General features: G+C 57.6%; 15 protein-coding genes. 3 read left to right on the top strand and 12 right to left on the bottom strand.

The window, feature by feature from the left end; all coding sequences use genetic code 11:
* Positions 1–34: 34 nt before the first annotated feature.
* Entirely contained in the window at positions 35–313 is a 279-nt protein-coding gene (locus tag C8N45_RS07990; RefSeq protein WP_133175956.1) for a hypothetical protein, read from the bottom strand.
* Between the two features lie 51 nt (positions 314–364).
* Positions 365–2656 (bottom strand): radical SAM/SPASM domain-containing protein, encoded by a 2292-nt coding sequence (locus C8N45_RS07985; protein WP_108385678.1) that lies wholly within the window; start codon positions 2654–2656, stop codon positions 365–367.
* 104 nt (positions 2657–2760) lie between these two features.
* On the opposite strand from C8N45_RS07985, the gene C8N45_RS07980 reads away from it, so the two are divergent.
* Positions 2761–4872, top strand: coding sequence for a caspase family protein (locus tag C8N45_RS07980; protein ID WP_108385677.1), 2112 nt, complete (start codon positions 2761–2763; stop codon positions 4870–4872).
* 2 nt (positions 4873–4874) lie between these two features.
* On the top strand, positions 4875–5333 hold the full coding sequence (locus C8N45_RS07975; RefSeq protein ID WP_108385676.1) for a hypothetical protein: 459 nt from the start codon (positions 4875–4877) through the stop codon (positions 5331–5333).
* Here C8N45_RS07975 and urtE read toward each other — a convergent pair.
* The 6 genes from urtE to C8N45_RS07945 form a co-directional block, all read right to left on the bottom strand.
* The gene (urtE, locus tag C8N45_RS07970; protein ID WP_108385675.1) at positions 5330–6025 is read right to left on the bottom strand and encodes an urea ABC transporter ATP-binding subunit UrtE; all 696 of its coding nucleotides are present in this window, start codon (positions 6023–6025) and stop codon (positions 5330–5332) included. The two genes, C8N45_RS07975 and urtE, sit on opposite strands and share 4 nt — an antisense overlap.
* Complete coding sequence (gene urtD / locus C8N45_RS07965; protein ID WP_108385674.1) at positions 6025–6768, bottom strand: urea ABC transporter ATP-binding protein UrtD; 744 nt, start codon at positions 6766–6768, stop codon at positions 6025–6027. Before urtD ends, urtE begins: the two co-directional genes overlap by 1 nt.
* The gene (gene urtC, locus C8N45_RS07960) at positions 6765–7928 is read right to left on the bottom strand and encodes an urea ABC transporter permease subunit UrtC (RefSeq protein WP_108385673.1); all 1164 of its coding nucleotides are present in this window, start codon (positions 7926–7928) and stop codon (positions 6765–6767) included. The genes urtD and urtC overlap by 4 nt, the downstream gene beginning before the upstream one ends.
* A 90-nt stretch (positions 7929–8018) precedes the next feature.
* The gene (gene urtB / locus C8N45_RS07955; protein ID WP_108385672.1) at positions 8019–9953 is read right to left on the bottom strand and encodes an urea ABC transporter permease subunit UrtB; all 1935 of its coding nucleotides are present in this window, start codon (positions 9951–9953) and stop codon (positions 8019–8021) included.
* A gap of 66 nt (positions 9954–10019) precedes the next feature.
* On the bottom strand, positions 10020–11249 hold the full coding sequence (urtA, locus tag C8N45_RS07950; RefSeq protein WP_375342464.1) for an urea ABC transporter substrate-binding protein: 1230 nt from the start codon (positions 11247–11249) through the stop codon (positions 10020–10022).
* Positions 11250–11591: 342 nt separating this feature from the next.
* Entirely contained in the window at positions 11592–12509 is a 918-nt protein-coding gene (locus C8N45_RS07945) for an alpha/beta fold hydrolase (protein ID WP_108385670.1), read from the bottom strand.
* Positions 12510–12678: 169 nt separating this feature from the next.
* Here C8N45_RS07945 and C8N45_RS07940 point away from each other — a divergent pair, with 169 nt between their 5' ends.
* Complete coding sequence (locus C8N45_RS07940) at positions 12679–17061, top strand: ExeM/NucH family extracellular endonuclease (protein ID WP_108385669.1); 4383 nt, start codon at positions 12679–12681, stop codon at positions 17059–17061.
* Positions 17062–17130: 69 nt separating this feature from the next.
* Here C8N45_RS07940 and C8N45_RS07935 read toward each other — a convergent pair whose 3' ends face one another.
* The 4 genes from C8N45_RS07935 to C8N45_RS07920 all read right to left on the bottom strand — a co-directional run bounded on the left by C8N45_RS07935 (position 17131) and on the right by C8N45_RS07920 (position 21321).
* Positions 17131–17913, bottom strand: a complete 783-nt coding sequence (locus C8N45_RS07935; protein ID WP_133175955.1) for a hypothetical protein — start codon at positions 17911–17913, stop codon at positions 17131–17133.
* Positions 17914–17948: 35 nt separating this feature from the next.
* Positions 17949–18311, bottom strand: coding sequence for a hypothetical protein (locus C8N45_RS07930; protein WP_108385667.1), 363 nt, complete (start codon positions 18309–18311; stop codon positions 17949–17951).
* 86 nt (positions 18312–18397) lie between these two features.
* Positions 18398–19237 (bottom strand): dynamin family protein, encoded by an 840-nt coding sequence (locus C8N45_RS07925; RefSeq protein WP_108385666.1) that lies wholly within the window; start codon positions 19235–19237, stop codon positions 18398–18400.
* Positions 19237–21321: a dynamin family protein gene (locus C8N45_RS07920; RefSeq protein WP_108385665.1), complete on the bottom strand. Its 2085-nt coding sequence runs from the start codon at positions 21319–21321 to the stop codon at positions 19237–19239. Before C8N45_RS07920 ends, C8N45_RS07925 begins: the two co-directional genes overlap by 1 nt.
* Between the last annotated feature and the right edge of the window lie 134 nt (positions 21322–21455).

Genomic DNA, 21455 nt, shown 5'->3' with positions numbered 1-21455 from the left:
CCTGTGTTATGCATTGACCGGCAATCCCGTCCGTTCAATAGGCCCTCGCAAGCCTGTCGATATTGGACCGCTCTGACACCACCCGCTGCAATGCGACGGGTTCAACAGGTCTGCGTAACATGAAATTTGCGGCTGGCGCATAGCAGCCGTTGGGGTATTCCGACAGATAGGATTTGTAGGCGTTAGCGGTATTGGACCACCTTGCTGCATCCCAAGCGGACTTTTCGCTTGGGGATGGTTCACACCCATCAGTGGGCTGAAGCAGACCGCAGGCCGATAATGTCAAAGTCAGAAGTGCCGCGACGTATTTCATTTCGATCACCACTCAAATGCACTCAATCGTTAACATTTTTGCGGATTTCGGTCAATAAATTCGCGTTTCTGGGCGAAGCGGGATATCCAACGCAATCTGAAGTTGCTCCCGGGACCTGAGGTTGTTCTTTAGGGTGTTACCGTTTGCGACCCTGTCAAAGATGTCATCTGTGGTGTCCTGGCGCATCAATGGTGGGTCAAAATCATCCCTTATAGGCATACTGACAACCCCTGCTTGCCCCAACTGCGACAGAAGCGCGTTCAGCATCTCGCGGGGACTGCCACGGGTTATCTGATTATAGGTCAGATTTATTGGCGTTTTGCCAAGCCGCTGCATTGCGTCCTCTAACTGCTGGTACCAGCCAATCGTTGCATCCTGCCATTGAAGATAGTCATCAACGTCAATCTCGGGTCGCAGTCCTGTTACATCCTTACGTGCCCAGACGTTTGCCATGCGTGCCTTGGTCCGTGAAATGTAGCTTGCCAGTAGTTGTCGTTTGAGCAGGACAGGCACGACAGCGGGATCGCTCAATATCTCATTGCAAAGGTTGGCGTTCTGAAGCTGGTTATCAAATACTTTGAGCGCGACCGCGTTGCGCCCCATACCGGCCGCCAATCCCCTGAGATGTTGTAAGGTCTCGGCCGGATCGGCCCGCACATACTCACACAGGCGCGGGTCACGCTCCGACGTGAAAGTCTGCCCCAGTAACGCGCCGAAATGCCGTAGCCCCATTTGCTTGTGGAAGGTCATGCCGAACGCCCCAAGTGGGTTGAAAACCTCGCGCAGCGTGTAGAATTCCTTGACCCGATCAAGGCAGCCGAACAGGTAGTTTGATCCGGTCCTTTGGACACCAAGCACAAGGATCAGTTTTGCGTCCTTCGGGTCGCCCATCGGCGGGGTTTTGGTGGTGCGCACCGCTGGCGCGCCGGGTTGTCGCAATTGCCCGAGGTTCCCAAGATCGACCCCCGGTGCGTTCAGTCGAGGGTCATTCAGGACCTCAAGAAATTCTGCATGATCGGGATGGGTGTCAAATGTGACAGCCATGCTTTGAAAGACCTCAGGCGTGAAGGTACCCCAGTTGCGCAGCATCAGGAAATGGACACCGTCGGCACCAATATCGCGCGCCATCTCGGCAAATGCGGGCATCTGCCTGAAATTCGCGACCTGCACAACAAAATCCAGCCGCAGTTCTCCGATCTGACCTGCTTTCCGCTTGCTCGCCAGAAATTGCAGGTTCGCCATCAGCCGGTCGAAATCACCGTCGCGGCGCAAAATGGCGTAGGTCTCCGGTTCGGTCGCATCGACCGACACCCAGACCGATTTGACATGTCCTTCCAGCCCCAGTTCATCCCACGCGCGGGCATCAAACAGCACGCCGTTTGTTTGCAGCTGCAGGCGCGGTGCCTCCACTTTTTGCGCTGTCAGGTGCCGCAATACGTGGCGGAAGTGGTTGCTGCCGAACGGATCACCGCTGCCTGTGATCTTGATCCGGCTGGCGTTCGTCAAAAGCGGGGCAACGTGAGCCTCGTAAAAACTGTCCAGTTTGGTGGCCTGACTGCGCCCCAGACTGATCAGCTTGACCCGACAAGACGGGCAGGACAGGTTGCAGGAGGTATCGTATGACAGCAAAACCCGGTCCGGGTCCGGCATGATCGCCGGGGTTTGCCGGTCGATATGGCGGCGCATTTGCGGGTCGCCCACCGCGTCCCTGCGGGGCAATTGGCGGCCCGCAATCTTGGGGCAGTTCAGGCGGCTGCAATAGGAAAAGTCACCATCCAGTACCGACCGCCGCAGCTCTTGCGCGCGAGGGCCGCGCCAAGGGTCTGTGTCTGGATCATCCGCCGCGCCGATGGCTGCGGGCAACCATGCCGCACAACAGGTATAGATATCGCGCGACTGTATCACTTCGACATCGGTGAAGGGGTTTGAACAGAAACGGTCAGCCAGCCAATCATCCACGGCAAGGTGCAGATCGCGACGTTCTTCCTTGGCCGACAGAAAGATGCGCTGGGCGAAAATCTCGTGTTGGTCTGCGGCATAGGCCCGTTCGGCCAGTGTGGCGGCTTGGGCAAACCGCCCCTGCCGCATGGCCAAAAGGGCCGCTGCAACCAGTCCCAGACCGTTCAGACTGTCGTCGGCTTCTGCCATGTCAATCAGACCGATGGGATCACACTCACCCGTTTCACGCGCCAGCCAGTCGCGCACATAAATATGCGCCTGATCAGGGATCAGGTCAGGCAACTTGCCACGAAACACGGCGCGATAGGCAAGCCAGTCACGCTTGCTGGCTGCCGTGAAAAGGGCATAGGTCTTTGGCGCAGTCAGGTCCGGTAATATCTGCATTTTCGCCTGTGAATGAACGGAAACGACATCCAAAGGATGACCGCGCGCGCAAAACCTGTCAATCTGGGTAGATATCTACGCGCAACCGGAAAGGAACATATTACATGATCCGCCCAGCTATTTTTTGCATGATATTATCGGTTTTGCCTGCCCAACTGGCAGCCCAGACCAAGGCCGCCGTTGTTATCGGGAACGCCCGATATGAGGGTGCCCCGCTTGATAACCCGCGCAATGACGCGGGGCTGCTGGCGGCGACCCTCACCGAATTGGGTTTTGACGTCAGCCTGTACTACGATGTGACAAAGGCGCAGGTCCCGCTGCTCAAAGAAAAAGTTGCAGCTACGCTTGCCACGGCAGATATCGGTATTTTGTACTACGCGGGCCATGGGCTGCAATATCAGGATCAGAACCTGCTGATGCCGGTTGATGCGGACTTGACAAGCGTGGCAGGGATTTCCGAGGCGGGTATCACCCTCAGCGATATGCTTGCAACGGTCACGACCAGTGAAACAGGGGTCAAGATCGTCATACTGGATGCCTGCCGCAATGCGCTTGTGCCGGACGAAAGTGCGGACCTTAAACCGGGTTTCAGCTTTGAAGAAGCGCCACGCGGCGAGGTTCTGATCGCCTTTTCCACGGGCGCGGGCGAAGTTGCGTATGACTCGACCGGTGGGACCAACAGCCCGTACACCACGGCCCTGACCAACGCGCTGCAACAAACAGATGCGGATATCTATGATACGTTTCGGGCCGTGCGCGGGTCTGTCCGGTCGGCCACGGGTGGCAAGCAAATCCCATGGATCACCGGATCGATCGAGAATGACTATGTGTTCCGTCCCCGCATCATTGATGTGGTGGCGCCCGATGGCTCAAACGCGCCGCCGATTGATGAAGTGCTGTGGGAATTCCTGCAAACAAGCATCGACCAGCGCGACGTTGAATTGTTCCTTCAGACTTTTCCCAACAGCCGCTTTGCGGACGAGGCTGCAGCGTTGCAGACCATTCAGTTGGCGCAAGTCGACGGTGAAACCCTATCGCGGGATGGCGTTGATCTGTCCGCCCAGTCCATCGCCCGCGATGTCGAAGCTGATCCCACAACGGCACCAGATCAGGGTGGACGGCAAAAGCCCATCCTTGACCAGTCCGGTGCCTATGTCTTGCGCGATTCATTCCGGATCTGGCCGTTGGAGCTGCCACAGACGCAAACCGGATTGTCGGCCATCGCGACGCAATGCGACGAAGAAGCCGCCGACCCCGTTGACCCGAACAAACTGTCGCCCGGCGTGTCCGCCGGGGTGATGGACATTCGCCGCGCCCTGCGCGCCTGTGCATTTGAACTGGCTGACGACCCCGATAACCCGCGCCTTTTGTTCCAGTTTGCACGCACGCTTGATCAAGCCCGCCGCTTTGAGTGGGCCAACGCCTTTTATGATCAGGCGATTGCCAAAGGGTACAGTGCGGCAATGGTGAACCGGGGTTTCAATGCCCGGCTTGGTCGCGGTGGCGAACGTGACCTTGACCTGTCGTCGGCGCTGTACCGGCGGGCGGCCTTGGTGGGTAACCCGCGTGCGCGCACCAACCTTGGCAATGCTTACCTCAACGGGCGGGGCGTGGAAAAAAACCTTGATGAGGGGGTGCTGTGGTTGCGTCTTGCGGCGTCAATGGGATGGCCTCATGCGACCAATGCGCTGGCTGATGTCTATTGGTCGGGGCGCGGTTTGACGCAGGATCGGGCTGAAGCCGTGAGCCTGTACCGATCAGCCGCTGAACAGGGGCAAACAACGGCGATGGCGAACCTTGGGCGCGCCTATGTGCAGGGCGAAGGTGTTGCGCGCGATACGGCATTAGGTCTGTCGTTGCTTGAGCAGTCGATGGGGCTGGGCAACGGTTTTGCGCCTTTGCATGCAGGCCGCTTCTATCTGAACGGCAACGACGACGTTGCCGCCAACCCAGACCGTGCCCGCGACATGTTTCTGGCCGCAACGCGCCGTGGCGCAAGGGCGGGATATATAGAACTTGCGCGCGGCTATGAACGTGGGGTGTTTGAAGGGGGCATTGACCTTGAGGCCGCGTTGCGCAATGCGCTGTTCGCCAAGGCAGGTCGGCACAGACGCGCAGACGAGGTGCTGGAACGCATCATCCCGCAACTGGACCCCGACAGGGTTGTCGCAATCGAGAATGAGGTGCGCCAGTTTCTGGCGCAAAACGGCCTGTGAAAATGCCCACGCTCTTCAGGCGCAGATATGTGCCTGCGCCACCCGCGGAAGCATTGCTTGAAAAATCCCTGCCCGCCGCATCCACGGTTGCTTATGCACTTGACCATCATGACCCCGAAATGGAGACGCGGCCAAGGGTCCTTGTAACCGCCTTGGGCAGCGACAGCCCGCGCATGGCCGAAACCATAGATGCGACCTGTGCGATCTCTTTCACCGATGGGCTTTTCCCTATCGTGGTCACATCTGTGCTGGACACGGCGTTTCTGGTCAACGCGCCAATGCCCATCGAAACATTGCCATGCCGGTCAGATCTGGGGGTCTTGAGCAGGCTGGAATATGCGCAGTACGTCGAACGGCGCTGGACGATCATTCTGGGCAAATGGGGGGTCAGCGAAACGATTGATCTTGGGCAGGATTTCACCGCATTTCTGGCCGATCAACTGGCGCAGGACATCAGTTAAAGGGCCAATTCCTGCAACAGACGCTCTGCAGTCATGTCGGCCTTGTCGGCGCGTGTCTTGATCTCTCCGCGGGTCATGACAGCGAAACGATCGCCCAGGCCGTATGCAAAATCAAAGTTCTGTTCGACCAGCACAATTGCCATTTCCCCCTGCTCGCGCAGCAGGCTGATTGTGCGGCCGATTTGCTGGATGATATTGGGCTGGATGCCTTCGGTCGGCTCATCAAGCAGCAGCACCTTGGGCTTTGTGATCAGCGCGCGCGCGATGGCCAACTGCTGCTGTTGCCCGCCAGACAGATCACCGCCGCGCCGCGCTTCCATGTCTTTCAGGACAGGAAAAAGTTCGAAAATCTGGTCGGGGATAAACTGTTGATCCTTGGGTAGGCAGGCAAAGGCGGTTTCCATATTCTCGCGCACGGTCATCATCGCGAAAATCTCACGGCCTTGCGGGACATAGGCGACACCGGCGCGGGCGGCCTTGAACGCCGTCGGGTGGTGCATGTCTGCCCCATCGACCAGCAAATTGCCGCCCGAATAGGGGTGCCGCCCGGAAATCGCCTTGAGCAGGCTGGTTTTGCCAACCCCGTTGGTGCCCATCACCGCAGTGACTTCGCCCACGTTCGCCGTCAGATCGATTCCGTTCAGGATTTGGCTTTGCCCGTAATGCAGGGTCAGATTTTCGACATCCAGCATCAGCCACGCCCCAGATAAACGTCGATGACCGTCTGGTCGGCGGTGACATGGTCAAGACTGCCTTCGGCCAGCACCGACCCTTCGTGCAAAACAGTGACTTTGCAATCAAGACGGCGCACGAATTCCATGTCATGTTCAACCACCACAACGGCACGAGTTTGTGCAGCCCTTTTCAGCAGGTCTGTGGTGTGTTCGCGTTCCTGACTGGTCATGCCGGCGGCGGGTTCATCAACCAGCAGCAGGCGCGGGTCCTGTGCAAGCAACATGCCGATCTCAAGCCATTGCTTTTGTCCGTGGCTGAGTTCCCCGGCGGGCCGGGTAAGCGAATCGGTCAAACCCACCTCTTCAGCGATTTCCTCGATTCGGGCGGCACCGTTGCGGGATTTCTTGTAGAACAGGACCGAAAAAGGGCCACGGGGGTTGCGCAAGGCCATGGCCAGATTTTCACGCACTGTCTGCGCCTCGAACACCGTCGGTTTCTGGAATTTGCGCCCGATGCCTGCCATCGCGATCTGGCTCTCCGACATCCCCAACAGCGAGATATTTCGCTCACCCCAAATGACCTTGCCTTCGTCCGGTTTGGTCTTGCCCGTAATAATGTCCATGAATGTGGTCTTGCCCGCACCGTTGGGGCCAATCACGGCGCGCAGTTCCGGCTCACCAATCTGGATTGACAGGTTGTTGATCGCGCGGAACCCGTCAAAGCTGACCGAGACGCCATCGACTTCGAGAAGCGTGCTCATGATGGTTTCCTCACCAGATAGTCAAACAGCCCGCCGATGCCCTTGGGGAAGAAAAGCGTGACGGCCACGAAAGAGACCCCCAGCAAGACCAGCCACCAGTCCGTCCACTGGATCGTGTAGAAGCCAAGATTGACGGCGGGCACGCCGCCGCTGGTGAACCAACTGGATAACAGCGACACAAACGCCGCGCCGATCACGGCCCCGTAGAGCCGCCCGCGCCCGCCGATGGCGACCCAGACGGCCAGGTAAATCGATGCAATGGGGGCAATTTCGGCCGGGTTGATGATACCCGCCTGCGGATAATAGAGCGCACCCGCGATGCCCGAGACGATGGCCGTCAGTGTAAAGACGAACAGCTTGTAGCTTTCCACCTGATAACCCAGAAACCGGACACGTGCTTCATCGTCGCGGATTGCCTTGATGACACTGCCCATCTTGCCCGACACGACCCAGGCGAAAAGCAGATAGCCAAGCCCCAGCGCCAATGCAGAACCAAGGAAGAAGGCCAGCGAAATGGTGGATTGGGGTGTGTCCTCAAAACCCGGAATATTCTGTAGGCCCGACAGGCCGTTGTTGCCCCGCAACCCGCTGTCATTCTGGAAAAGGTAGAGCGCGAGGGCGAGCGTCATGGCTTGCGTCAGGATCGACAGATATACCCCTGTCACCCGACTGCGGAAGGCCAGCCAGCCAAACACAAGCGCCAGCAGCCCCGGCACAAGAATGACCATAAGCAGTTGCAGAAACAGGCTGTCGGCAAAGGCCCAGATCGCGGGAAATTCAGAACTGCCAACGACGCCGAAAATCTGGTTTCCAATCGCGTCGGTGATTTCTTGCGGTGTGGGCGGGATCACTTGCGACGACAGGCTTTCGACCACGATCCCTTCGGTGCGGGCATACATCAGCCACATGCCAATGGCATAGCCGCCAATCCCGAAAAAGGCGAAATGTCCCAATGACAGGATACCGCAATAGCCCCAGACCACATCCATTGCGATGGCGATCAGGCACAGGCACAGCGTCTTGCCCAATGTCTTGACGAATGAGGTCGAGATCACGCTGAGCCCGGCTTCGGACAGGATCGTCACGCCTGCTGTGAACAGCCCAAGCGCCAGCAGGAACCACAACACGGAGGGGTTGCGCCCGATGAATGTCTTATCCATTTGCGCCACCTACGGTGTCGCCCCGCTGGAGGGGTTTCACCCCTCCAGACCTCCCCAGGATATTTTTGGCCATAAGAATTGTCATTGCCTTTAGTCCGCTGCCGCCCGGCCTTTGAGGGCGACGATGCCCTTGGGCCGGAATTGGATGAAGAGGATGATGAACAGGATCATGTAGGTCTGGGCTGCCAATGTGTTGGAGGGGTTGAGCCATTCGATCCCCTTTTGCAGGAAGCCGATCAGCGAGGCCCCGGCCAGCGTGCCCCAGACATTACCAACGCCGCCGACCACAACCGTCATGAAGCTTTGTACGATGTAATCCGCCCCCATTTCGGATGTGACCTTGGCGTAGAGTCCGATGGCGACCCCTGCAATCCCGGCAATCCCGGACCCAAGTCCAAAGGTCAGCATGTTGATCCGGTCGGGGTTGATTCCCATAGATGCGGCCATGCCGGGGTTTTGCGTGACCGCCCGCACTTCGAGCCCGAGCCGGGTGCGTTTAAGCACATAGAGGATCAGCCCCAGAAAGATCAGCGCGAGGACGAAAATGGCGATCCGGATATAGCTGATTTGCACGACGTCACTGAAGACCAGTGCGCCATCCAGCCATTCAGGCGATGTGAGCGGCCGCGCCTGTGTGCCGAATATATTCTTTGCCAGCTGTTGCAGGGCGATGGAAATGCCGAAGGTGGCCAGCAGTGTTTCCAGCGGCCGGTGGTAGAGGTGGCGGATCACCAGCCTTTCCATCACGACACCGGCCCCGAAGGTCACAGCGAAAGCGAGCGGCAGGGCGATGATGATCGAAGCTGTATAGCTGGGTACGAACAGCTGGACCACATAGCCGGTGTAGGCCCCCATCATGATGAATTCACCGTGCGCCATATTGATGACCCGCATCACCCCGAAGGTAATCGCCAGCCCGATGGCTGCCAGAAAGTAGATTGAGGCAAGGGAAAGCGCGTCAAGTGCGAGATCAATCGTCTGTCCGGCCGCAACCCGGTTTTCAACCGCACCAAGTGCTGCTGCGGCGGCCTGTGTGATGGCTTTGTCTTCTTCATCGTAGGTTTCAAAGAAAATAAACTCGTCGATCGCCGCATTCCGGTCGGATTGGGTGACCAAAGGGGCGACAGTCCCTACCGCCGCCAATTGCGCATAGGCGCGTTCACGATTTGCAGTGCTGCCAAGCTGTGCCACTGGGATGTTGCCGACACGCCCGTCAACGACATTTGCTTCGAGTGCAGCACGGATGACGTCGGGCGGGGTGCGGGGGGCGGCAAGCTCTGCCTCGACGAGAAGCCTATAGGCTTCATCGCGCGTCATGTCTTCGCCCGGGGTCAGGACCCCGGCCACGTTTTGGTCAGTCGGCAAGGACGTGGCCAGACCGGGGGATGTGGTGAGTATCTGGTTAAGGACGGCGCGTGCTTCGACGCTGGTGTCGGTCGAGAGGCTGTTGATCGCTGCGATCCGGTCCTCTGTATTTTCTGCAAAGCTGGCCGAGAGGAAGTTGGCAAGCTGAATCTTGCGGGCCTTGAGGGCGGCGTCCGTTTCACCGTCGATGGCGCCCAGCAGTGGCCCCAACTGGGATGCATCCGGCCTTCGCGCGATGGATGCGACTGCCGTGGTGCGCCGTTCAACGTCCGGGTCCATCAATTGGAATTGCACCAGCGCGGTTGCGATGACACGGCGTACGCCCCCGTTCGGCTTGAGCTGCGTAAATGTATCCTTTGCTGCGCTGGTTTCCTCGCCGCTATCGATGTCCGTCAGTTGCAGTGTGTCGGCTTGTTCAGCTGCGATAAAGAATTGCCCATCGTCGCGCTGCCAGACCGACTTGTCCTGCCATTTTTCAAGGAATACGGCCACGCCAGGCAGGCCGGAGGCCGCCAGATCATCAAGCACGACACCGACGGTGCGCCGGCCAGGTTTGGCTACCTCATCGGCGTGGGTTTGCAGGATGTCTTGCAGCGTTTGTGCGCTGACAGCCGGGGTCAGGCCCAAAAGCAGAGCGAAGGCAAGGATCAGGCGATGCATAAGGGGGCTTTCTGGATATCAGAAAAGTGACGGGCGCGCTTGGATGCCCAGCGCGCCCGGCAATGGTTAGTAGTTAGAGGTCAACTGCACGCAGGTTTCTGTTTCTGTGTTGTACATCCCGCAGCCAAGGTCTTTCCAATCCGACGTCAGCACGGCGGACTCGGGCAGGAAGTCGGTCCAGGCATCGCCGGGGACTTCGCTGGTTTGGCTGATGATATCAAACTGCCCGTCAGCCTGAATTTCACCGATCAGAACAGGCTTGGCCAGATGGTGGTTTGGCAACATCACGGCTGTGCCACCTGTCAGATTCGGGAATTCCTGCCCGTACATCGCTGAGCGCACCGCATCAACGTCAGTGGTGCCTGCTGCCTCGACCGCGTTCACCCACATATTGAAGCCGATATAGTGGGCCTCCATCGGATCGTTGGTTACGCGGTCTTCACCGGCGAAGGCTTTCCATGCGGCGATGAATTCCTCGTTCGCTTCGGATTCTGCGGACTGGAAGTAGTTCCATGCAGCGAGGTGGCCCACAAGGTTGGATGTATCCAGACCAGAGAGTTCTTCCTCACCCACGGAGAATGCAACGACCGGAATATCGTCAGCCGAGACACCGGCGGCGGCCAGTTCCTTGTAAAAGCCAATGTTCGCGTCACCGTTGATGGTCGAAATCACGCCGACCTGCTTGCCGTCTTCACCAAGGGCCACGACGTCGGCCACGATGGTTGCCCAGTCGGAATGACCGAACGGGGTGTAGTTTACAAAGATATCTTCCTCGGCGATGCCCTTATCCTTGAGGTAGGATTCAAGTATGTTGTTGGTGGTACGCGGGTAGACATAGTCAGTGCCCAGCAGCGCGAATTTCTCGACGCCAAGCTCTTCGAGGAAATAGTCGGTCGCCGGGATCGCCTGCTGGTTCGGCGCCGCACCGGTGTAGAACACGTTTTTGGAGCTTTCTTCACCTTCATACTGCACAGGATAGAACAGCAGGCCGTTGAGCTCTTCGATCACGGGCAGCACGGATTTGCGCGAAACAGATGTCCAGTTGCCAAAGATCACGTCGACTTCTGACACAGTCAGCAATTCGCGGGCCTTTTCGGCAAAAAGCGGCCAGTCAGAGGCAGGGTCAACGACGACGGCCTCGATTTCGCAGCCCAGCAGGCCGCCCGCCGCGTTCTGCTGTTCGACCAGCATCAGCATAGCGTCTTTCAAAGTTGTCTCGGAAATCGCCATTGATCCCGAAAGTGAGTGAAGTACGCCGACCTTGATCGGGTCTGCGCAGTCCTGTGCGGCAACCATGGAGGTGCTGGCCAACAGTGCAGCGCCGATGGCAGCGGAAAATGATTTTTTGGTCATCGAAACGATTATCCCCGTGTCGGTGTCGCGTTGCCCTTTATTTGGGCAGGTGCGCGTGATACGCGCAGCCCCGCAACAGTGATGTTGTCGTCGCGCGGCGGGAGGTTTCTGCCAGGAAAGCCCGCTGCGCGGCATTTGATTTGTCCGTAACAGACGCACAATGGGTATTGGCGACGGGGTGCAGAGTCCCGATTTGACCACGCGGATATGCGTGACTCCGGTCGCTATGCGGGATTATTCGCCGCTAAATCGTGCGAATGGCTAATTTTTGAGCGCAGTGTGTTTTCACGTTGGGGCGGCGCCAAAGAAGGGGCGCCATGCGGCAATGACCTCTGTGGGGGATTGCTCGGCCAGATAATGGCCGCCAGGAATGGCTTGTCCTTGTACGTCGTCTGCCCTTTCTTTCCACAACGCGAGGCAATCAAAGTGGGCCTCGATCGCGCCGGATTTTCCCCAAAGCGCAAGCAGTGGCATTTGCAGCTTGCCAGGGTCGGCATCGTCATGGGCGATATCGATTGTGGCCGCGGCGCGGTAGTCTTCGCATGCACCGTGGATTGCAGCCGGATCGGCAAAGCAGGTCAGATATTCATGCAAGGCCTGCTGGACAAAGGGTGTCAGTCCTGCCGACCCCGCGCCGCATTTGCCAAGCCAGAAAAAATCCGGATCAGCGCCGATCAGCGTTTCAGGAAAGGGCTGCGGCAGGGTCAACCAGTACCAGTGCCAATAGGTATGGGCAAAACCGCTGCGGGCGTCGCGATACATTTCGCGGGTCGGGGCAATGTCCAGTGTGGCAATGGCGCGCACGCGGTGGGGGTGGTCAGCCGCCAGCCGGTGCGCCACCCGTGATCCGCGATCATGAGACCCCAACAGGACCCTGTCATGCCCTAGATGATCCATCAGGGCGATGACATCACTGCCCATGGCGCGTTTGGAATAGGGGCTGTGCTGCGCGTCGGTGGCGGGCTTGACCGACCGCCCGTAGCCCCGCAAATCGGGGCAGATCACGCAATAGTCGCGGGCCAGATCAGCGGCGACCGCATGCCACATCGCCGACGTCTGCGGGTACCCATGCAGCAGGACCAAAGGCGCACCTCTGCCGCCGATCCGATAGAATACTGGTCCATCAGGTCCATCAAAAAACCGTTCTTCGAAGCCTTCAAAAAACGACGGGGCGATTGCAGCAGTTTGCGCGGCAGGATGCATGATTATTTGTTGCCTTACTTCTTTGCACCTCAGCGCTGCCGCGACGTCAGGCTAGCCAAGCGCCGCTCAATGCAAACTTAATAATTGATTAACAGGTGCGTCGTCTGAGACAATGCTGTTACAGTTTAGGTTCAATTAATACAAAAAGTTCAATTGGTGGGGATTATTAATGACATTTCAACGCAAAAATTTCGTGTTCGGTTCATTCGGGGATGACATCCTGACAGGGTCCGATCGCAGCGATTACATATTCAGTTTCTTCGGTAATGACGACATTTCAACCGGTGCTGGCAATGACCGGATCTTTGCAGGGTTCGGGGATGACAAGATCACGGGCGGGGCCGGGAACGACCATATTTTTGGTGGCTTCGGTTTCGATATCGCCCGCTACGAAGGCGGGATTGCTGACTATGATGTGCATGTGGGGCGTGGGCGTTGGGGCCCAACGACTGTAACCTCTATTGGTGAGGTGTCAGATGCGGGCCGCGACCGGCTTCATAGTGTTGAGGCGCTTTATTTCGCCGCCGATGACTACACCTTCTATCTGGATGGCACCAACAATGCCGCCCTTGCTGGCGATGATGCGGTCGAAACGGACGAAAATGGCATCCAGGCAATCGCGGCGGCGGATTTGCTTGCCAATGACCGCGAATTTGACGGGGACACGCTGGCGATCACTGCGGTTGACGCAACCAGTGCATCGGGTGCGACTGTCACCTTCATTGACGGTCAGATCAGTTATGATCCGGGCACACTGTTTGACGGCCTGAATGTCGGCGACACGGCCACCGATACGTTCAGCTATACCGTTGATGACGGCAAAGGCGGCACGGATGTTGCCACGGTCACAGTGACCATCGCAGGCACAAACGACGCGCCGGAACTGACGGCAAATGACGTGACTGTCGACGAAAACACCACGGCCGTTCCAGCCGGGATCAGTGCGACCGATGTGGACAGTGACGATCTGACCTTCAGCCTTGGCGGGGTTGATGCCGCCCTTTTCCAGATTGATGCGCTTACCGGCGCGCTGAGCTTTATCACCGCACCGGATTTTGAAGCGGCCGCAGACGCGGACGCCGACAACAACTATGATATCACGATCAATGTGGAGGACGAACAGGGGGCTGTAACGTCTGAATCCATTGTCGTGACTGTCGCTGATGTGTCGGAAATCACGGCGCGTATCAACGAATTCCACTATGACAACGAAGGCGGCGACACCGGCGAATTCATCGAAGTGCGCGTCAATGCAGGCGACGATGTCAGCGCCCTGACGATAGAGCGTTACAACGGCAATGGCGGGGCGCCCTACGGCACACCGCTGAATGTCGGCGATGGCGTCAGAACCAGCGATGCCGATTTTGACTATTACGTTCTGGCGCTGCCATCCAACGGCCTGCAAAACGGCTCTCCTGACGGGATCGCCCTGTCAAACGCGGGCACATTGATTGAATTCCTCAGCTATGAAGGTGCTTTCACTGCCGTGGGCGGCAGCGCCGATGGCGTCACTTCAACCGACATCGGTGTCAGCGAGCCGGGGTCAACGCCTGTTGGCTTCTCGCTTCAGCGCAATGAGGACGGAAGCTGGGACGACCCCGCAGAAAACACAGCCGGCGCCGAGAATGTGCCAGTGCCGGTCGCCCTGAACGCCCGGATCAACGAACTGCATTACGACAACGCAGGCAGTGACACAGGTGAATTCGTCGAGCTGCGCGTCAATGCGGGTGCTGATGCATCCGCGCTCAGCCTTGCTTTCTATAACGGCAGTAACGGCAGCCTGTACCGGACGGCAGCTGTTGCAGACGCCACCCTGACGACAGATGGCACTTTTGACTATTACGTTTTCAACCTGCCATCGAACGGCATCCAGAACGGCTCCCCCGATGGGCTGGCGCTTGTTGACGGGGGCACCGTGCTTGAGTTCCTCAGCTATGAGGGCACCTTGACCGCAACGGATGGTCCGGCGGCAGGGCAGACGTCGATTGACATCGGCGTCAGTGAACCGGGAAGCACCGCGATTGGCGACAGCCTTCAGCGCAATGATGACGGAAGCTGGGCAGAGGCCGCAGCCAATACAGCGGGGGCTGCGAATGCAGCCGGGCCGCTTGATCTGAACGCCCGCATCAATGAATTCCATTATGATAATGCAGGTAGTGACGTCGGCGAGTTCATCGAAGTGCGCGTGAATGCCGGGGCAGATGTCAGCGGATTGTCGGTTGTGGCCTATAATGGCAACAACGGAGCGGTTTACCGGACTGAACAGGTTGGCGCTGGCGATCAGACGACCGATGGCACCTATGATTATTACGTCATCAACCTGCCCACCAATGGGCTTCAGAATGGAGCGCCTGATGGGCTTGCGCTGGTCAATGGCGACACAGTGATTGAATTCCTCAGCTACGAGGGCACGTTGACCGCAGCGGATGGTCCGGCGGCAGGGCAAACATCAACCGATATTGGTGTTGCCGAAACGGGCTCTACGCCTATCGGCTTTTCATTGCAGCGCGACGATGATGGCACGTGGCTGGCTCCAGCGGATGCAACACCCGGCGAGGCCAATGACGATGTAATCGTCGACCCGCCTGCAACCGACCAGCTGATCAGTGCGATTCAGGGGGCGGGTGCGGCCTCTGCCTTGGATGGGCAGACAGTGCGCGTTGAAGCGGTCGTCACGCATATCGTGTCAAACGGCTACTTCATACAGGAAGAAGACAGCGACGCTGATGGTGACGCAGCCACGTCCGAGGGGATTTTTGTCTTTACCAGCACCGTGCCCACAGTGGCGGTTGGTAACCTCGTCAGCCTGACCGCAGATGTGCAGGAACGGTTCGATCAAACCCAGTTGACCAACGTCAGCAGCGAAGTCGTCACAACCACGCTTGCGGCAACCCCGACAGCTGCCAGCATCCTGCTTGGGCCGGATACAATGCCAGACTACGAAGCGGTGGAGGGTATGTTGGTCACGGTGACCAGCGGCACACCCGACCCGCTGACTGTGATTACCAACTTTAACTTTGACCGCTTTGGGCAGTTGGTGATCAGTGCCGGGGTACAGACGCAACCGACCCAGTTGTTTGATGCACAAACCGAGGCAGCCGAAATTGCGGCCCTGCAAGAGCAGAATGAAAACAACAGCCTGATCCTTGATGATGGCGAGAGCAGCCAGAACCCTGACCAATTCGAATTTGTGTCCGGTGGAACGGGTGACAACGGCAACGGCTTCCTTGATGTGGATGATGATTTCGGTGACGGCGGAACGACCATCCGTCTGGGCGCTGAAATCAATGACAGTGTGACCGGCGTCATGACCTATGCCTTTGGTGACTACCAGTTGGTCGTGACCGAGACACTCGATATCGACGAAAGCACAAACGGTGGTGCCCGTCAGGATACGCCCGATGATGTAGGCGGCAGCTTGCAGGTCGCCAGTGTCAACGTGTTGAACTACTTCACGACGATTGATGTCTCAGGCGCCGGTACGGGGCCAAACGGTGATCTTAACCCGCGCGGTGCTGATAATGATGCGGAGCTGGTGCGCCAGACCGAAAAACTGGTGGCTGCTATCACAGGAACAGGGGCGGAAGTCTTTGCCCTCCAAGAGATCGAAAACAACGGGTTTGGCGCAGGATCAGCCGTGGACACGCTGGTTGACGCGTTGAACGCCGAAGCTGCTGTTACGGGGTCAGGCGCATCCTATGCCTTTGCAGCACCTGACACAGGCACCGGATTTGTGGGCACCGATGCGATTTCAACAGCGATCATCTATGACGAAAACGCGGTGCGGCTGGTCTATACAGAGGCGCTGGTGTTTGACGAGGCATCCGCCCAAACCACCTATGATCTGGCCAGTGTGATTGATCCGGGTTTCGGGGATTTCCAGCGTAACAGGCCATCGGTCGCGGCAACCTTTGAAGACCTCGCAACGGGCGAACAGTTTACCGTCGTGTCCTCACACTTCAAATCAAAGGGGTCAAGCGGGCTTGAAGCGCTCGCCGATGATGCGCAAACGGCATTGGATAGCGGTACTGCCACCGGCTTTACACAGGCAGATGTGGATGCGTTGCGTGCTGATCCCAACTTTGACCAAGGCGATGGGCAAGGCTTCTGGAATCAGGTGCGCTTGGATGCAGCGGTCGAATTGGGCGACTGGATCGCGAATGACTACAACGGAACCGGCGTGACCAACTATCTGCTGCTTGGCGATCTGAACGCCTATGCCGAAGAGGACCCCGTGCAACATCTTGACGATGATGCCGGATTGGTTGACCTGATCGACACATTTATCGGTCAGGACGAAGCCTATAGCTTTGTGTTTGACGGGCAGCGCGGGACGTTGGATCAGGGCCTTGCCGATGATGGACTGGCCGCTTTTGTGACCGGGGCGACAGAATGGCACATCAATGCTGATGAACCGGACCTGATCAACTATGACACATCGTTCAAGGACGAGCGGTTCTATAATGATGGCATCTTTGCATCGTCAGATCATGATCCACTGATTGTGGGTCTGGATTTCACACCGTTGCCCGGTTCCGACGGCATAGGATAAGGATCAAATGGAAGCCCGGTCGATCGGCCGGGCCGCCCTTTGCGAGGCGTTTCAGTTATGGGGAGACGTTTAGGACGTCACAGCGTTCCAAGATGAAATCAGATCAGGCAGGTCGATGGGCAGGTAGGAAAACAGACAGCTTTCCTTGCCGAAACTTCCAACCGCGACGCTTGTCTGCCCCCCAAGAACCGCATCGAGACAGACCAGCACCGGGCCGTCCAGTTTGGGCTGGGCAGCCTTGTGGCGCTTGCGGAACATGTCAATCTGGGTGTCCCAGACTTCCTGTAGTCGGGCAGTGTCTCCGCTTGAGCCAATGACATCATTGCCGGACATGTAAAGATGGCCGATCATCTTGTCTTTGTTGGCTGTCAGGAAACGCTCCATCGGGGGGGCGGCGCGGGCGTCCATATTGACCTGCCAGACCTCGGCAAGGGTCGCCACCGAAAGGCCCTTTTCCGCACTGCTGCCCAACATCTGCGGCGGCCCGCTAAGCACAGTGATCCTTTTTGCGTTGGCGCAAAAATCGTTCAGCATTGCACCCGTAGCCTTGAGCAGGTCAGGCTCTTCCTGACTGAGTATGTGGCCAATGATCTTGTCCTTACCGGGCATGTCGCTGTCGATCGCAACAACACCGCGCAAACGGCGACCTGCCGCAGAAATGCTGACGGTCACATCATCCAGACCAAACTCCAACGTGCGTTCCAGCACGGTGTTGTCCACCTCTCTGAGGATCGCGACCATCGCGGGCGGATCATCCCCGTGGCTGATGACACGCTTACCACCGGCGACAAAGACGTCATCCTCTGAAATCAATGCGGCCAACTTGGTGGCAAGGGCGGTCAAGTCGGTCACGCCTGCGGTCCTTGATGTGTTCGAGACATTTCCAGTCATGTACCACTACTGATCTTGGCAAGACAGGGTTTTGCGTCTGACAGAAACGATGCCACATCCACGTCGGGTTTGCACACGCAGCACAATACGTCAGAGGGTTCACCCGGGGCCCGTAGGAAAATGCGCAATTGGTTCTTGGTCGCCACAAACGCGGCGGGGCTGGGTGTGTCGCCCAACGCAGGTTTGTCAGCAGAACCCAAGGCAACCGTGGCCTCTGCGCAAAGCATCTCCAAGGCTTCGCGCCGTTGGTTCGAATTTGAATTCGTCACAAGTATCATCTGCGTGGACAAGTCGGCAAATGCCACGGTTTCTATACCTTCAAATTTGCCCTGCAAGGCGTCTAAATCATCCACAACCATATCATTAGCCCACTGAAAAATCCCACTACATATGTCGATACGCGAAATCGGTCAGGAGTGGAAGGCCGCGAAAAGCCGGATAATTGTCAACTCTTGTTCAGGTCTTCACTTGGTCTGCTGGGCGGGCGGCTGCGTTTTGGCTGATCGGGGTCGATCATGCGGGTGACGCGCCGAGGAGCGACTGGCGGTGCCGCAGGTTCCGGCACAGCGTTGTCGCCGGTGATGTTATAAAGCGGTTGAGGACTGCGCGCGGCCAAGGTTGAAAGCTTCTGGATCGTCTCCAGCAGATGGTCAACAAAGGGGCCTGCGCCGCTGCCGTCCCATTTATCGTAGTCGTCGCCAGCCTCGAGCGCTTGCAGCAGCGAAATAGGAAAGGTGCCGCCAAACTGGCCGTCAGTTTCGCGGCGCACCCTTTTAAAGACACGACGACGGTCTTTGTCGGTGGTCAACTTGTCATAGCGGGTAATCAGCAAAATCGAATGTTCGCGTACGGGCTCGGGCATGGTTTCCCACACTGCGGCCTCGGACTGGCGCCAGGCTTGCGTGGCATGTGTACACCATATCACAGCATCGACCTCGGGCAGGACGCGTTCCCAAACCGTCGAGGCCATGTTGGGGTCGGAAATACCCGGAAAGTCGATCAGGTCGATAACGTCCAGAATGTCGGCATCCAGAAACAGGCGGATCACGCGGGTTTCGTCAACGGGTATGTCTTCAAGCGCATCAAGGGACACAGGTTCGGTGCTGCCATCCATCGCCTCGCGATAGGGGGCTTGGGTGCCGTATGACATCCACACAGGCGATAGCCGTGTGGCTGTCACCTTTTCGGGAAGAGGCCGAGACCCCAGCAACAGGTTGGACAGGGTACTTTTGCCCGCGCTGAATTCGCCCATCAGCGCAATGCGGGGCTTGCGCGGCTCCGCCATCAGGTCACTTCCCCAGCCTTTTCGGGAGCGCCGTCGCTGAGCTCATCATAGATATAGTCGAACAGTTCTTCACGTTCCTGTTGCGCGGTTATTCCAAAGATGTCCTTCAAATCGCTCGCGCCAAGCGTGCTTTTGGCGCTGATATCGCTGAGCGTACTGCGCTGTTCCGCAAGGAATTCGCGCAATTCGGCTTCGGCCATTTTGCGGATGCCCTCGGCCTGCCGTATCTTCAATTCATCAACGATGGGCGATGTTTCCGCTTCGATCAGATCATAGAACCCGCTGGCAAACGCGCGGTAGCCTTTGCGACGTTTCCACCAGCCTTTCCACCATGATGTTTGCAGATCCAGAGCGATCGTTTGGCCCAGCGAAACCGGGGCCGGAATTTCCGGCGCGGCAGGCGGTGTGATTGAAAAGTTCTCAACAGATACGCCAAAGGCGGAGCGGTAAGTTTCGGCCAAATCGGCTGCCGCAGAGGCAAACACCTGATCACAAGTCGAGGCCACATCGCGGCGCATCACCTGATAGCTGGTACGGAGCAACATACGCAAACCATCCGGGCTATATTGCCATATCTGGTCCTCACCATTGGTTTCCAGATGCTGAAGGAGGGATTCCAGCGCACGGTCAAGAAACCGTTTGTGGGATTGGTCAACGCGCGACCCAAAGCGCTGAAACACGATATCAAGTCTGTCATTCAGGAACTTCGTATTGTCGGCTTCAAGTTTATCCAGATGCGCCATCAACTGGTCTGCCGGCATCACCTCGACCTGATCGCCGTCCATCCGCATCGACACCATCGAATTGGACGCACGCACGCCTCCAACGAGGTTCCGCGCGCGTTTGCGCGAGGCAGCAAGTACTTCGGCACCGGGCCCTTCGACTACCCGCTCTGCCAGCGCGGCATAAAGCGCGGGAACACCCGACAGGTGCCAGACAAGTTCATTCGTCTGCATGCCAGCAGTGCCAGCGTCCAAGGCGACCTCTGCCCAGTTGAACATGGCTTCAGCGCTTTCCGCGACGATATCGTTCAGGTCTTCTGACAGGGCGATATTGGCCCAATACGCACTCCCAAAAATCAGCTCTGGATCTTCGGGGCCGTTGTGATCGGCAAGGGTTTTCAGGATACTTTCGCGGATTTCAGGAACCTGCTCAGCGGGGTTGGACAACTCATCAATCCGGTTGACAAAGATGATGACTTCGCGGGATTTCACGTTTGCGATCAAACGGATCAGGCCCATATCCATCGAACTGAGTGCCTGGTGGGCCGACAGGACCACAACGCAAATCCGGCTGTCGCGCAGGGCATTGATGGTGATCTGCTCGCGCATCATAAAGGTGTCGTTCACGCCGGGCGTGTCACGCAGGCACAGCGGCATCGGGATCGACGGTGCCGTCAGATAAACGTCAGCGGATTTGGTGATATCGGCGAATTGACCCTGCTGGTCTTCGTCCTCCATATCCTCAAAATCGTCGCCCATACAGACATAGCGCTCGACCAATTCGTCTGTCAGTTCCGCATAATTATGCTTTTGCCCCAAGAGCAGTTCAAACTTCCGGCCAAGGCGGGCCTTGGTCTTTTCACGCATCGCCGCGATCTGTTCGCGGACTTTTTCCAGTTCTTCATCGGCACCGGCCCGCGCGGACAATTCACCGATTCGGCCGCCGTTTTCGACCAGATGGTCCCACTCGCCCTGACTAAAGAACTGAAAACTGGCCGTCGGCGAATCCGGCGGCAAGGGCGCATTCAAGTGCAGCGATGTCACGACCGAAGTCCAAGGGTTCACATCCGCAGGCAACAAGGCCGGACGGCCAATCATCGCATTGACCAGAGATGTCTTTCCCGACTTGATCTGGCCAATCATGGTTACGCTTGGTTCAAAAGTGCGTAACTGCTTGATAAGTTTTGTTGATTTCTTTTCTGCCTCTTGGCCGCCAAGCCTTACAACGTCTGCGAGCGTTGCTTCGAGATCAGCAATCTCGTCATGAAACTGGTCCAGTTTTTCCAGACCAAGTCGCATGAAAGGGTGGTGCGCTGCAGGGACTTTATAGCCATCCCCTTTTGTCAGCTCTTCCATCTTCATTGTTGTCCGTCCTCAATCGATACTATTGGCACCACCATTAACAGTTGATGGTCCTATCGCCAAATCACAGTGATTACACTGTCTTTATTGACATAATAGAAACAGAAGAGCGGGGCAAAACTGTGGCGCGACGG

Origin of the sequence: Yoonia sediminilitoris (assembly GCF_003058085.1) — a bacterium.
In the GTDB taxonomy this organism is placed as follows: domain Bacteria; phylum Pseudomonadota; class Alphaproteobacteria; order Rhodobacterales; family Rhodobacteraceae; genus Yoonia; species Yoonia sediminilitoris.
The sequence above is the reverse complement of the archived record's forward strand: the minus strand, read 5'-3'. Positions and strand labels throughout refer to the sequence as shown.